A 14,355-nucleotide genomic window follows, 5' to 3' on the forward strand; every position below is an offset into this window, starting at 1 on the left:
ATTTGCTATACTTGATGTATATAAGAGATACGGAGGCGTTTTTTATGGAATGGAAACTAGATAGTGACAGTAAAATCCCTATTTATCAGCAAGTTGTTGACTTTATTGAAAAACGTATTACATATGGAGAACTTCCTCCCGGAAGCTTCCTCCCTTCAGAACGGAAATTAGCTACGCAGTTAAATGTAAACAGAAGTACAGTAACGACTGCTTATAATGAACTACGTGCTATGGGAATTGTAGAGAGTACGACTGGTAAAGGAACACGCGTGAGTACACATATGTGGGGTGTTTCTCCAACATTAACGCCGAACTGGAGAAATTTCGTAGAAGGTGGTACTTTTTTACCAAACTTACCACTACTTCGCCATATTCGGGCAGAAGTACAACAAAATGAAAATATTATTGATTTTGCAAACGGAGAGCTCGGTTGTAATCTTTATCCCCACAATCAACTACAAGCGATTTTACGTGAACAACCGTTAACGCATTCATTAAGTTACGATCATCCGCAAGGCTATCTCCCGCTAAGACAAGCGGTCGTAAAATATATGAAGGAATATTTAAAAGTTGAGGCGACTGAACAATCCATTATGATTACATCTGGCGCACAGCAAGCACTTCACCTTATCGTGCAATGTTTATTAAATCCAGGTGATGCTGTTGCTTTCGAAAGTCCTTCACACTGTTATTCCCTGCCTCTATTCCAATCAGCAGGTATTCGTATTTTCCCATTACCTGTTGATGAACACGGCATTAACCCAGATGATGTACAGGAGTTATATAGAAAGCACCGCATTAAAATGATTTTTTTAAATCCAAATTTCCAAAACCCTACGGGGACGATGCTTCATCCAAACCGTAGAAAAAAACTATTATCACTTTGTGCAGACTTACGAATTGCGATTGTGGAAGATGATCCGTCTAGTTTACTTACGCTAGAAAAGAAACAACCTTGCCCTACTTTGAAATCAATTGATGAAAATGGAACTGTCATTTATGTACATTCTTTATCAAAAATGATTGCACCAGGCTTACGAGTTGGTTGGCTCGTTGCCCCGCAGTCTGTAGTAGAAAGGTTATCCGACGCAAGGCACCAAATGGAATTAGGTATGAGCATTTTCCCACAGTGGCTTATGCAACAATTTTTTGAAACTGTACCATTTCAGTCGCATATCGTACCGTTACGAAAACAACTAGCAGAAAAAAGAGACGTTATCGTCCACGCTCTAAACGAGCAACTTCATGATAAAATCTCTTTTTCAAATCCGACCGGTGGAATATACATATGGGGAAAATTAAAAGAACCGATAAACGAAAAGCAACTTATTATGCAAAGTTTAAAACAAGAAATTGCTTTTATGCCAGGTAGTATTTTCGGCGCAAAAGATGGTTATATACGTTTATCTTATGGAAAAGTGAATATTAATCAAATTGAGGAAGGTATTTCTCGTTTGCGGGAGGCTATTTTGGTTTGTGAAAAATAACGTGAGATAAAGCTTTCTCGTTTGACAAAAGAAAAATCTACCATTATTATCAACACGAACCTAGTTATAGGAGTGATAAAAATGAAAATTTACGTTGATGCAGATGCTTGTCCTGTAAAAGATGTAATTATTTTTGAAGCTACGAATGCAGAAATCCCTGTAACCCTCGTTACTAGCTTTTCTCATTATTCTAATGCGGAACAACCAAAAGGTGTGGAAACAATATATGTTGATTCCGGAGCAGATGCTGCTGATTACCGAATTATGCAGTTAGCAAAAAAAGAAGATTTAATCGTAACACAAGATTACGGTCTTGCTTCGCTCGCTTTAGCAAAAGGCTGTATCGTTCTACACCATAAAGGCTATAAGTATACGAATGATAACATTGAACAATTGTTACAAACACGATATTTAAGTGCAATGGTTCGAAAAAGTGGTAAACGTACAAAGGGACCGAAACCATTTACAGCAGAAGATAAAGAGAAATTTAGAGCACTCTTTAAAAGTATGATCTCACTTTAAAAATGAATCGTCTATTTGCTAGGAAAACTTCGCAAAACAAAGAAGAGAATATCGTAATGAACATTCTCTTCTTGAGGTTTACCCGTTTAAAATGAAGGTAAATTATCTAAGTTATTTTCTTTTATTCCATCCGGTTCACTACGTATAATATCTCTGCCATACTTATGAAATACGTCCACATGAGCTAACTTCCCTGATTTTGCTTCATTAAGAGCAGTCATATAATCTAACTCTCTCCCGCTACTTGTTTTAAACGCTATTAAATCTCCATCATCATTTTTACGAACAGCAACAATTTGTTCTGCTCCTGTATTGACTTCATGGCCTACTTCAAATTGAGCTTGCTCTTCTCCTTGATGTAAATAATCATTATACACCTTTTCAAAGTCTTTTTTGTCCATAAAACTCACCTCCAACACAATTTATTAGTATGGTTGGGAGGTAGTGGTTTTATGTACTTTTCTCTTAGAAAAACGTATTTTTAATACCTACGCAACCCTTTCAAAGTCTCCAATATATCATCTGTAAAGGCTGTGCTACCCTCTGTCTCTAAAACTCTAAAATATAAACTTCTTAAGAAAGCTCTAATATTTTGTACTAAAATATCATATTGAGGATGCGGGATGTCTTCAACAATTGCTATACTATGTAACCAGTTGCTCCACTCTTCTTCAGTTAAAAGATTTTGGTTACGTAACGACATAATTGGTGCTACTAATCTCTCATCCTCAAAGTGAATGTATACATAGTCATGTAAGCGTACCTTCTGACGAACGGCAGCTAGTATTGCATATGAGAACTCACGATTTTGGATTGTACGCGCTAAAGCATCAAGCGCATCTGCTGCATGTGCAGTAGAGTGTGCCCAGCCTTTTCCTTCTACGTAGCCCCTTACATCTTCTTCTAAATATACATATTCCAACACTTGTTCTGCCACACTGTACAATTGTTCTTCCGATAACAACGGTTCTCTTTCATGAACAGATAAAATAAGTGGTGGAATTAATACGGAGAATGCACGTTTAAATACAGAGTCTGTTCCCTTTTCACCAATTTTATAAAATAAATAATCAGGACTAATTGCTTGTAACATTAATCCTCTTAACTCTTTTTGTCTAAATACATCATTTGTAATCCATGTGTGAAGCGTACTATAAATTAAATCATCACGTAATTCAGCATCAGGTGATCCGATATAATCTAGCATCCATTGCGCATATGGATATGCATCTACGTCTTCTGGTACAGCATAATTGTTATTTTTAATTTGTAGTAGTTCTTCTTTTAGTTCGAGTACTTCATTCATTATATTTCTTGTCCCCTTTTTGCGTTTTTTATTGTCTTATCCCCTTTTATTTGCTTCATAAAATTAATTTAATTATAACCATAAACAAAAGGCTATACATATATTTCTGATTATGTATTACGCTCTTTCATGAAATATAACTTCTGGATTTCCTAAATCACTATTCTTAAATATAACATTCGCACACTCTTTTGGATTATGCTCATCTATATACAACTTACAGGCCGCATGATATCTGTTCAAAAATATCTTCTCTGCTTCTTCATAACTTCCAAAAGCTTCAGTTTCCCGCTTAGCACCACGTTTTCTCGCAATCTCAAAATTTGTATCTACAAAGATTTTGTAATCAAATAAATACGCAACGTCTTTTTTCAATAGAAACGTTCCATCTACTATGAATATCATATTTTGCGTGGCCAATAGCGGCTCATTATGTACAGACATATCCGTTATTAAGTTATGAGAAATCGTTTCATACTGTAAATTCCCGTTAGGTCCTAAAGGCATTAATAATCTTTCTTTGAAAGCTGTATAATCGTGTGCATCTTCATAATACCCTCTTGCAGATTCTTTTCCTTTTGCATAGCGAATCACTCTTGGATTATGAAAATCATCAATGCTGGCGCGTGTTACTGGTAATCCTCGTTTTTTTATTTCTTCCGCTAGTTCGTTTGCAAATGTTGTTTTTCCTGATGCTGTAATACCACTTACTCCAACTCTTGTTGGATAGGTTAAGTTTAGCTTTACAATATGATCTGCAATTTCTTTGATTCGTTGTTTTCGGTTCATGATATCTCCCTTTATAATTAGTTTACATAATATAATTATAAGTAACAATTCATGTCACTATTTGTCGGTAAATCGATATCCTTTGTCGAATCGTTGATATATTTTAAGTTATGATAGATATATTTGAAAAATCGTTGATATATTATTAGCTTACTTCCCCTTAAACCCTCGATATAAAGCAGTCCGTAATTCTTGTTTGTATTCTTCAATTTCTGGCATTTCGAGTTCTTCTGCTAGTCTGATAGCTAATTCAATATCATACGGTACTCGTACAAGTTGAATAGAAAAGCTCGCTGCTTCTTTTTCATTGTAAGTTCCTTCAAATATTAAATAGGAAGCTTGTGTTATTTCAAGTGGGTTTCCTACACTACCGGCATTACATAACGTTTTCCCTCTGAAATTTTGAACGAATGCTTGGTGAACGTCACCGTAACAAACGACATCTGGTTTTCTTTCCCCTTCTATATTTTCCGTCAGATCACTATTTTCGAACATACTAATACGTTCTTCTCTTGAAGCGTGTGGTTGAATTCTTTCATATAAACTTCTCGGTGAAGCGTGAAACATACGAATGAATTTCCCACTCATATAAAACTCGATTGAAAATGGTAAGTTTCTTAAATAGTCATTTTGTTCTTCCGATAATTGTTTTTGATGCCATTTCAATGCTTCAAATTCAGTCGGCTTTGTAATAAAATCATCCCAGTTTCCCATTACGACTACTTCACATTCTTTACGAATGATTTCAATTGCTTCACTGGAATGAGGTCCTTTTCCTACTAAATCTCCAAGACAAATAATGCGCTCGATTCCTCTTAATTTAATATCATTCAACACGGATTCTAATGCTTGAATATTACCATGTATATCTGAAATTACCGCTATTTTATCCATATAAATTACTCCTTTATTTATTAAATTCGCTTGATTGATACCATTTTGGAATATAAGATGAAAAATGATTATGATCTTCTAAAATTCCATTTAATCTTTCCTTCATATCATCTACTAAATGCGGCGTACTTCGATTCGTCCAAACGATATCCGCTGGGAATGTCATCGCGGCGTACAATGTATAGAGTTTCCAAAAATGAATCGATGGTTCGCCTCCGCAATAACCGTGAACTTGTCCAACCGCAAATGGTTTACTTATTCTTGTAGTAAAAATCGCTACATTATAAAAATCGTGTATTGGATCGCCAAAATCATATCCACCAAAATCAATAACGATAAACTCCTTATTATGAATCATACTATTTGCTGGATGGAAGTCATCATGTAAAAATCTTATTGGACGATTTCCCAATAAATCTTTATGATTTTCTACAAAGGTTAATACTGGCTTCAAATCCAGAAAATTCACCTCGTAATCTGTTAGTGCCTCTATGTATCTTTCGTATTTATTCCATCTAGATGTTTCCCATTTATTACTCGCACTTTCTCTTTCAATTGAGTGAATCCTCTTTAATACTTCCCCTGCTTTTCTTCCTGCCTTATACTGTTCTTCCACCGATAACTTCGTTAAACCTTCTACACCATTTATACCTCGGGTCCATTCAAATACTTGAACACATTTATTTAATTTCTCAATTATTATGAAATGAATTAACTTGGGTGTTGGAATATGTAATGACTCTAATCGTTTCATATACGTATATTCTTCTTGTTTACGTTCAAAATGAACTGTATCACATACTTTTACAAAATATGTTACTTTGTTTTCTAATTCTATTTTATGTTTCTCTTCATGTGAGAAACCTTTTGAAATAGCTGTACACTTTACAATACGAGGCCATTCTAGTATTCTCTCTATCTCCCTAAGCATTTCTTCCACAACGTTCACCTCTATTAATATATGTACAAACTACCTAGCACTTCATGCTCTCGTTTATTTCCACCTTTAAACTCTACTGCAAATGGATATTCGCCATTCTTATTCAAATGTTCTAGTACTAGCCCTTCTCCAATCGGTTCACAAAACTGCACATGAATATTTCCAAACACTACACTTTGACTCTCAGCATTCCATTTTTCATTTTTCACAACTGAGCTTGTAGATAGTCCCATTACTTTTTTCCATTTCCGTACTGTTTCTCGAACGTTTTTTACTGCGTAATGAATCGTTTCAATTTGTTGCACTTTGTTTTTATGTTCAGTGATCATCCCACTGTTACGTAAATCGTTTCTTCTTTCTTCGTCCGTTTCATTCCACTGTATAAAGAAAGGTAATTTCGGTCCGTTCTCTTCTTGCTTAACAAATAACATTTTCCATTCTAAAAGCCGGCCATCTTTTCTCATGCGTTTCCCTTCAAATGGCCCTATCGTATGTAAGCCGTACTTATTAAAGTTAACTGCTAGCTCCTCAATTGCATCTGTTCGGATCGCGATTTGTAGCATTCCTTCTCCATTTTGTAGTTTCACCACTGTTTCTTGTACTAATGGATTTTCTGCTTCTTTCGCTTTTTCTTCATGCTGAACTGCTAAAAATTCTATGTATGATAAGTCAAAATAACTTAAACTATTCCAAGTACCCCAAGTAGTATGCTCTCCGCCTAATACAGTATGAAATCCAAGCTCCTGCATTTGTTTTGCCGCTTCCTCCGGTGTACATTGCACTGCGTGAACGAGATGATCAAATGCTAACATATTCTTTCTCCCCTTTCTCTCCATCCTTTTATTGTATATTTTATTTTTCTTTCATTCAATTCAAAAACTTTAAAACCTAGTTGATTTATACGATTAATATGTATTATAATGAAACAAATTTAATTATTGCTGATTGGAAAAACCAAAGGCACTTTTCTCATACGGGAAAAGTGTCTTTTTCATTTATTATTACAGGGGGATTATTTATGCAGAAATTAATTGTCTTTGCTATTATTGGATTTTTCGCTCAACTGATCGATGGAGCACTCGGAATGGCGTATGGGGTAACGTCTACTTCACTATTATTAATGTTTGGTATTGCACCGGCTGTAGCTTCCGCATCGGTTCATTTAGCTGAAGTCGTTACAACTGCAGCTTCTGGCGCATCTCATATCAAATTTGGAAACGTTGATAAATATACAGTTTCCAGGCTTACATTACCTGGGGCAATCGGCGCATTTGTTGGGGCATGTTTTTTAAGCAATTTACCTGGTGATGTAATTAAACCGTACATTTCCGTATTTTTATTTACTTTAGGGGTTTATATTTTATTACGATTCATCATTCAAAAACAAATTGTCACTTCAAATAAGCGTATGTCTGCAAAACAACTTGTGCCGCTTGGTTTATTCGCTGGATTCGTTGATTCAACTGGTGGCGGTGGTTGGGGGCCGATTACGACACCTGTTCTTCTAGCAAGAGGAAATGAAGCTAGAAAAGTTATTGGATCTGTAGATACGAGTGAATTTCCTGTTTCACTCGCTGCAACAATCGGCTTCTTCATCTCACTTGGCTGGGAACAAGTAAGCTGGTTTTGGGTATTTTCTCTCATGCTCGGTGGTATCGTAGCGGCACCAATCGCGGCATGGCTAGTTCGCATCGTTCCTTCTCATTTACTTGGCGTATTAGTTGGTGGTCTTATTATCTTTACAAACATTCGTACACTGCTTACTACATTTAAAGTGGATCCAACTATTATTTCACTTTCTTACGTTGCAGTTGGTCTTGTCGTTATTATTTCTATTTTCATTGCTGTTCGTAATCATTCCAATCGTCCTAATACGTCAACGGCTCAGTATCCGAATGATCAGAAGCAAATGCTACCATAACTATAAAAAATACCGCTCAATTTAGAGCGGTATTTTTTATTTTTCTATTTTCCAATTAATCATCATTTCTGTAGCATTTACTCTCTTCATATGTAACTTTTCTAAAACACGCATCGAACTATAATTATCTAGAAGTGTCTCTGCAATTATTGTTTCTACCTCACCTGTTTTGAAAGCCCAATCGATTAGTTCTTTTACAGCTTCTGTTGCATAGCCCTGATTCCAATATTTCTCAATGAATCCATAGCCAATTTCTACTGTTTGATTCTCGTTTGGTTTCCCTTTAAACCCAATATCACCTAAAACGCTATCATCTTCTTTTCGAAGAACATACCACGCCCCCCATGGTAATAAAGCCTCATCTTGTTTCACATTCTCTACATGCCCTACAATATGCGGACCGCTATTATATCCTTGCTCGTTAGCGACTTGAATCCTCTCTTCTGTACACGGCACTATATAGAGCCTTTCTGTTTCTAATTTCATTTTGATTTCCCCTTTTTGCTTAAACGTTACTCTAATTATAACAAATAATATGACTTTATTATGAATGTCGAATTATATTTTTCTGAATTTTCTTTTAATTTAGAGGGTTTTTCAATATTTTTTGCGAAACATTTGTATAACAATTTTTTCTTTGCTTATTGCTACATAATAGTAGGTTCGGGTGGAGTTTCGCAAGCGTTTCCTATACAATAACCGATATTTTTTGACTTTTCCTAACAAAATATCTTGCAATATATTCAGAAAGTCATTACAATTGCCATATATTAAAAATCTTAGCAATATATAAATCCTCATCAATCCGATGAGGTAGAGGTTGCGACTTTTAAGAGTACGACGGACGAGACACAGAGAATGTCACCGACTCCGTTTGAAAGGAAAAGTTGCCGAAGTTTATATTTCTTCTCTGGAAATATGAGCTGGGGCTGTCTCCGAAAGGAACAGAACTGTCACGTTTACAAAATTACCGTGTAAACGTGGGGTGCTATCTTAACGGAAGGGTATGATGGGGTGGTTATTTGTGAAACGTTCCGCCAAATTCCTTTGGCGGTTTTTTGTATTTTTCTCCCCCGCTCCTTCCTAACCTACAAGAAAAGGAGTGTTGAACATGAATAGCGCAACAAATCAAGCTACCTCTAAAACAGAAACTACACAAGGAAAAGGTGAATTAAGACGCGGTCTAAAATCAAGGCACCTTACGATGATTTCTCTCGGTGGTACAATTGGTACCGGACTATTTCTTGCCAGCGGTGGTGTCATCCATTCAGCTGGACCTGGTGGTGCATTAATTGCATACGCCGCAATTGGAATTATGGTTTACTTCTTAATGACAAGCTTAGCTGAACTCGCAGCTTACATGCCTGTTACTGGATCTTTTAGCACGTACGCAACAAAATTTGTTGATCCATCACTTGGCTTTGCACTTGGATGGAACTATTGGTATAACTGGGCAATTACGATTGCTGCTGAACTAGCTGCTGTAACATTAATTATGAAATTTTGGTTCCCAGATACCCCTTCTCTTATTTGGAGCGGATTATGTTTAGCTATTATTTTCCTTTTAAACTATTTATCTGTTAAAGGGTTTGGTGAATCTGAATATTGGTTCGCACTTATTAAAGTAGTTACGATTATTATCTTTTTAATTGTTGGTTTCATGATGATTTTTGGAATTATGGGCGGCGAAACGGTTGGCTTCAAAAACTTCACTGTTGCAGATGCACCATTTAACGGCGGTATCATGGCAATTATCGGTGTGTTTATGGCAGCTGGTTTCTCATTCCAAGGTACTGAACTATTAGGAGTAGCTGCTGGTGAAACATCTGATCCAGAACGTAATATCCCAAAAGCAATTCGTTCAATCTTTTGGCGTATTCTTTTATTCTATATCCTTGCGATTCTCGTTATCGGTTTATTAATTCCTTATACAACTGAAAGTCTTGCTGCAAGTGATGTAACAGTAAGTCCATTTACACTTATTTTCGAAAAAGCGGGCGTTGCCTTTGCTGCTTCTGTTATGAACGCTGTTATTTTAACGGCAGTACTATCTGCTGGTAACTCTGGTATGTATGCATCAACTCGTATGCTTTGGGATTTAGCTCGCCAAGGGAAGGCACCAAAGTTTCTTGGTAAATTAGATAGCCGCGGTGTACCTGTTAACGCATTAATCGTAACATCGATTGTCGGTAGTATTGCTTTCATTGCTTCTTTATTCGGTGACGGTGTTGTATACATTTGGTTATTAAATGCATCAGGAATGTCTGGCTTTATCGCTTGGGTCGGCATTGCAATTAGTCATTACCGTTTCCGTAAAGCGTATATCGCACAAGGAAAAGATTTAAATGACTTACCATATAGAGCAAAATGGTTCCCCTTCGGTCCAATCTTTGCATTTACACTTTGTATCATCGTAATTTTAGGACAAAACTACGGGGCATTTATGGGTGAGTCAATCGACTGGAACGGTGTACTCGTTTCTTACATCGGTTTACCACTCTTCTTAGTACTATGGTTAGGTTATAAATTTACGAAAAAAACAAAAGTGATTCCACTTGATAAATGTGAACTAAAATAAAGTGAAACGAGCAAACAAATTTGTTTGCTCGTTTTTTGTTGCAAACCTCTTTCCTTCCCTATTGCTCCTGTTTTTGCCATAATAGAAGAAATATAAATAAAAGGTTGGGATACAATGAACATTCGCATTACTGATGAAGCAAAAGCAGCTATACATAGATTAGAACGTGAAGACAAAAAGATCATTCGCATTAGAGGAACAATGACAAACTCCTGTAGTATTTTCGTTGATGTCGATTTAATTTGGGATACATTTAACGCAGATGATGTTGTATATGAAGATGCGGAGCTTATCGTACAAATGGATTCATTTACGAAAGACTACACTGGTGATACAGTGAAGCTTGATTATAAGACGACAGGTTTTAGTATTACGACTCCGAGTGAGACTTTGGTTTATGGATTGTCGATTAAAAAATAAAAATTGTTTTCATTTGACCACCGAGGTGAAAAAATGGGTAAATATGTTCCGTTAAAATTTTTATTTAATGAAGAATTAGCAGAAAAAATAGCTGATTCTATTTGTAAACACGATCCTTGTTTCTCTAAAAGCATCTTTGTAGATTCTGTAGCTTGTAAAGTTGAAAATTTAGAGTTAAAACAGCGTATTGAAGTAATTGCAGATGAATTACACAATGCTTTACAAAAAGATTTTAATGCCGCAATACATATATTACTGAAAACATTAGGACCAGAAAATACAACAGAAGTAGGCACATTTACAAATGGATATATGTACATGCCTGTTGCAAAATACGTTGAAAAATATGGGCTTAACGATTTTAAAATCTCGTTTAATGCAATGTATGAAATAACGAAAAGGAATACTGCTGAATATGCCATTCGGCCCTTTCTTGAAACATACCATGAAGATACACTAAACATATTACAACAGTGGATTCATGACGAAAACAGCCACATTAGGAGATTAGTTTCTGAAGGTACAAGACCAAGGCTTCCTTGGGCTAAAAAAATAGGAGCTCTAAAAGGTGATTTTCAGTACAATTTACAACTTCTTGAACCATTAATGAATGACCCTTCTAAATATGTTCAAAAATCTGTAGCCAATCATATTAACGATATTACGAAAGAAGATAAAGAACTCGTTTTTCAGTGGTTACAGCAATTACGTGATAAACAGCATCCTATTAATCCTTGGATTATAAAACATGGGTTAAGAACAGTTATTAAAAATGGTACTTTACCAAAAGATTTTTGTTTTTGAGTATTTTAAACAAAACCGCTTATGCTTCAAAAATGAAGTATAAGCGGTTTTCCTTTTGAATACAGAAATAACAAACATAAAAAGTACTTTAAATTTCTTCTTTATATCATTATTTTACTAACTCTTCTATGTTATTACTTGCCTTAATTTTTTCGGATGATAGCCAGAGTGAATAACTTGTTCCATCCTTGTTCCTTAAATATATGTTAAATTCCTTATTATATAGTTCTTCTTTAAGAATAGTGACTACCTTTCTCAAATCATCTATTACATATGGATCATTTCTATATTTTATCTCACTGTCATTGAAAACTAATGTCAATTCATACTCTAGACAATTGCCGTCTTTCGGGTGTGGACAAGTAATATCCTCAATTTCAAAACGATCATTTTGAATTTCATTTAACCTTACGCCTACTTTTGTTTCAGTTTGAACCAAATATGTCCAATAACCGCTTACTGTGTTTTTCATTGTTAAAAGCAGTTCTTCTTTCGTTATAGCTTTTTGCACATTTTGAAAAGGCAAGCCTATAGATTCACCATTATAATCCTCAATTTCAAGTGTTGTTATCTTTCTATTACTCTTCTGAATGAATTGGATTAGAGCATATAAACGATCTAATTCTTTTAATTCAAATTGACTGTAATCAATCTTGTCACTCGTTTTTAAAGTTAATAATAACGTATCCGTTGGTTTCTCCTCTATATCATCATCCACTATATATTGAAAAACATTTTTATTTTCAGGTTCCACGTAACCTAATTTTTTAATTTCTTCTAGCATTGGTTTAAATTTCTTATATTCCTCATATGTTTTTTTTCCGTATTGATATTCATCACCTTTTATTCTTGAATATAAGAAGCCATCTACCTCTACTCTAAATTGAATATTTTTGTTATTTTTTGCTTGAACAGTATGATATGTATGCCCCATATTCCCTTCGTTTATAGCACCCCAATGTGTTACAATCACATCAATTCCGTGCTTTTTTTTCACATATTTTTTCACCTGATCGTCATCTTTATAATTACACCCACTTAAACATAAGAAACATAACAATAGTAACATTACATTTTTCATTCTTTTCATATAGCACCTTGCCCTCTTTTCGCATAAACAAAATATTCCATATATAAAGAATACTAAATCGCTGAATGTTTTCAAAGAATTAAAATATTTTTACACTCGGTTTATATATCTATTTCTTTTATTAATGGCTCTAATAAGTTTTACTATTGATAATCGAATATAATAAAAAGAAACCTAAATTTAAGGTTTCCCATTTTTACCAACAATTTAAATTTTAATAGATATTTTTTAGCCAAGTAATAATTCGTAGTACCTGAAACGACTCAAACCAAGTAATGAAAAACAGGAGAACAAAGAAAGAGATAAGTGATATGAATTTTAATCTTCCATCTTCACGTCTAGCAATCGCTATAATACTCAGAACCACTCCAATTAAAAAAGCAATATACCCTAATAGGATAATAGGCTCAGAATAGCTATCTATTATCCTATTTAATCCAAATAATAACATTCCAAAAGTCATCAATGTTATTGAAAATACACTAAATTTTTTCATAATTCAACCTCCAATATAATTTTACTATTTTATGGAGAGAATAATTTTTTTATGCGTATGGATGAACAATTACACTATAAAATTAGATAACTCAATTTATTTTTTCATTAAACAACTGCCTTCTTTTATACCCTCAAAGGATTCCCACTCGATTATCCCGAATATATAAATTACTATTCTCACAAGGAGCAAATTTATATGAATCTATTCGAACACGAAACGTAAAACCGCTTCTCTTTCATGAGAGGTCCTCCCGTTCTCCGTTCTCCTTTCTCATCACATCATTCATTGAAAAATAGGAGGATATAATTATGAAACGTGATCCATTATTTTTAACTTTATTAGAAAGTGCAAATACACATTTTAGCGGTTGGGATTTTTCTTTCATTTCAGAAACAGGCCGAATGAAGAGCGAGCCTTTATCATGGTCGTACGGCAGTACTGCTTATGCAACGCGCTAAATCAATGCTAGATATGGGAACTGGCGGCGGAGAGTTTTTATCTATGTTACAACCGTTCCCGTCAACTATTTATGCTACTGAGGGCTACGCTCCAAACGTGCCAATTGCTCGAAAGAAATTAGAGCCTTTAGGGGTTACTGTTGTAGAGGTGAACGATGATACTGCATTGCCATTTCAAGATGGTCAGTTTAATCTAATCCTAAACCAACATGAATCATATGCTGCTTCTGAAGTAAAAAGAATCCTTTCTCAAAATGGGATTTTCCTTACACAACAAGTTGGTGGTCTCGATTGTGTGGAACTTAATGAGCAATTTAACGCACCGCTAAATAACGAATTTGCAAGTTGGTCACTTGAAGCAGCATGTAGTGAGTTAGAGGAAACTGGATTTACTATTTTAGAAGCAAAGGAAGAATTCCCTTTCCAACGCTTTTATGATATTGGCGCTATCGTCTACTATTTAAAAGCGATTCCGTGGCAAATTCCTGATTTTACTGTCGAAAGGTATTATGAGGAGTTATATCGTATACATGAAATTATCTTACAAAAAGGATATTTTGATGTGAAGCAACATCGATTTATGATTAAGGCGATTCACAGCTAACAAAAAGGAGGCGGCAAAGCCACCTCTTTTTTGTTCCGTTTAC

15 protein-coding genes, 1 pseudogene and 1 riboswitch are annotated in these 14,355 nt (G+C 35.0%); of the genes and pseudogenes, 7 read left to right on the forward strand and 9 right to left on the reverse strand.

What is annotated here, in order from left to right; all coding sequences use genetic code 11:
• The first annotated feature begins 44 nt into the window (after positions 1-44).
• Together pdxR and MR112_RS17565 are read left to right on the forward strand one after the other, a co-directional pair.
• Complete coding sequence (gene pdxR, locus MR112_RS17560; protein WP_242245167.1) at positions 45-1,487, forward strand: MocR-like pyridoxine biosynthesis transcription factor PdxR; 1,443 nt, start codon at positions 45-47, stop codon at positions 1,485-1,487.
• 81 nt (positions 1,488-1,568) lie between these two features.
• Positions 1,569-2,009: a YaiI/YqxD family protein gene (locus MR112_RS17565; RefSeq protein ID WP_000708762.1), complete on the forward strand. Its 441-nt coding sequence runs from the start codon at positions 1,569-1,571 to the stop codon at positions 2,007-2,009.
• Between the two features lie 86 nt (positions 2,010-2,095).
• On the opposite strand, the gene MR112_RS17570 is transcribed toward MR112_RS17565, so the two are convergent.
• The 6 genes from MR112_RS17570 to MR112_RS17595 form a co-directional block, all read right to left on the reverse strand.
• Positions 2,096-2,410 (reverse strand): DUF3892 domain-containing protein, encoded by a 315-nt coding sequence (locus MR112_RS17570; protein WP_000358176.1) that lies wholly within the window; start codon positions 2,408-2,410, stop codon positions 2,096-2,098.
• 80 nt (positions 2,411-2,490) lie between these two features.
• On the reverse strand, positions 2,491-3,315 hold the full coding sequence (locus MR112_RS17575) for a DUF2785 domain-containing protein (protein WP_001006674.1): 825 nt from the start codon (positions 3,313-3,315) through the stop codon (positions 2,491-2,493).
• A 117-nt stretch (positions 3,316-3,432) separates the two neighbouring features.
• The gene (locus MR112_RS17580; protein WP_242245168.1) at positions 3,433-4,104 is read right to left on the reverse strand and encodes a nucleoside/nucleotide kinase family protein; all 672 of its coding nucleotides are present in this window, start codon (positions 4,102-4,104) and stop codon (positions 3,433-3,435) included.
• Between the two features lie 150 nt (positions 4,105-4,254).
• Positions 4,255-4,998: a metallophosphoesterase family protein gene (locus MR112_RS17585; protein WP_000357653.1), complete on the reverse strand. Its 744-nt coding sequence runs from the start codon at positions 4,996-4,998 to the stop codon at positions 4,255-4,257.
• Positions 4,999-5,011: 13 nt separating this feature from the next.
• A complete protein-coding gene (locus MR112_RS17590) occupies positions 5,012-5,938 on the reverse strand; it encodes an aminoglycoside phosphotransferase family protein (protein WP_242245169.1) in 927 nt (308 codons plus the stop codon).
• A 14-nt stretch (positions 5,939-5,952) separates the two neighbouring features.
• On the reverse strand, positions 5,953-6,750 hold the full coding sequence (locus tag MR112_RS17595; RefSeq protein WP_000879126.1) for a VOC family protein: 798 nt from the start codon (positions 6,748-6,750) through the stop codon (positions 5,953-5,955).
• Positions 6,751-6,848: 98 nt separating this feature from the next.
• On the opposite strand from MR112_RS17595, the gene MR112_RS17600 reads away from it, so the two are divergent.
• The gene (locus tag MR112_RS17600; protein ID WP_242245170.1) at positions 6,849-7,859 is read left to right on the forward strand and encodes a sulfite exporter TauE/SafE family protein; all 1,011 of its coding nucleotides are present in this window, start codon (positions 6,849-6,851) and stop codon (positions 7,857-7,859) included.
• Between the two features lie 36 nt (positions 7,860-7,895).
• On the opposite strand, the gene MR112_RS17605 is transcribed toward MR112_RS17600, so the two are convergent.
• On the reverse strand, positions 7,896-8,345 hold the full coding sequence (locus MR112_RS17605) for a GNAT family N-acetyltransferase (protein WP_000764601.1): 450 nt from the start codon (positions 8,343-8,345) through the stop codon (positions 7,896-7,898).
• 320 nt (positions 8,346-8,665) lie between these two features.
• Positions 8,666-8,858, forward strand: a riboswitch (Lysine riboswitch).
• Positions 8,859-8,970: 112 nt separating this feature from the next.
• Between MR112_RS17605 and MR112_RS17610 the strand changes: the two genes are divergently transcribed.
• The 3 genes from MR112_RS17610 to MR112_RS17620 all read left to right on the forward strand — a co-directional run bounded on the left by MR112_RS17610 (position 8,971) and on the right by MR112_RS17620 (position 11,661).
• Positions 8,971-10,437, forward strand: coding sequence for an amino acid permease (locus MR112_RS17610; RefSeq protein WP_001083376.1), 1,467 nt, complete (start codon positions 8,971-8,973; stop codon positions 10,435-10,437).
• A gap of 114 nt (positions 10,438-10,551) precedes the next feature.
• The gene (locus MR112_RS17615; RefSeq protein ID WP_002026004.1) at positions 10,552-10,857 is read left to right on the forward strand and encodes an iron-sulfur cluster biosynthesis family protein; all 306 of its coding nucleotides are present in this window, start codon (positions 10,552-10,554) and stop codon (positions 10,855-10,857) included.
• 33 nt (positions 10,858-10,890) lie between these two features.
• Positions 10,891-11,661, forward strand: coding sequence for a DNA alkylation repair protein (locus MR112_RS17620; RefSeq protein WP_060851972.1), 771 nt, complete (start codon positions 10,891-10,893; stop codon positions 11,659-11,661).
• 109 nt (positions 11,662-11,770) lie between these two features.
• On the opposite strand, the gene MR112_RS17625 is transcribed toward MR112_RS17620, so the two are convergent.
• Complete coding sequence (locus tag MR112_RS17625; protein WP_242245171.1) at positions 11,771-12,751, reverse strand: hypothetical protein; 981 nt, start codon at positions 12,749-12,751, stop codon at positions 11,771-11,773.
• Positions 12,752-12,965: 214 nt separating this feature from the next.
• Positions 12,966-13,247, reverse strand: a complete 282-nt coding sequence (locus MR112_RS17630) for a hypothetical protein (RefSeq protein ID WP_242245172.1) — start codon at positions 13,245-13,247, stop codon at positions 12,966-12,968.
• A gap of 311 nt (positions 13,248-13,558) precedes the next feature.
• Here MR112_RS17630 and MR112_RS17635 point away from each other — a divergent pair.
• Positions 13,559-14,312: pseudogene (locus tag MR112_RS17635) on the forward strand (class I SAM-dependent methyltransferase).
• Positions 14,313-14,355: the final 43 nt, after the last annotated feature.

The sequence above is a fragment of the Bacillus cereus group sp. BfR-BA-01330 genome (genome assembly GCF_022663885.1).
In the GTDB taxonomy this organism is placed as follows: Bacteria; Bacillota; Bacilli; order Bacillales; family Bacillaceae_G; genus Bacillus_A; species Bacillus_A cereus.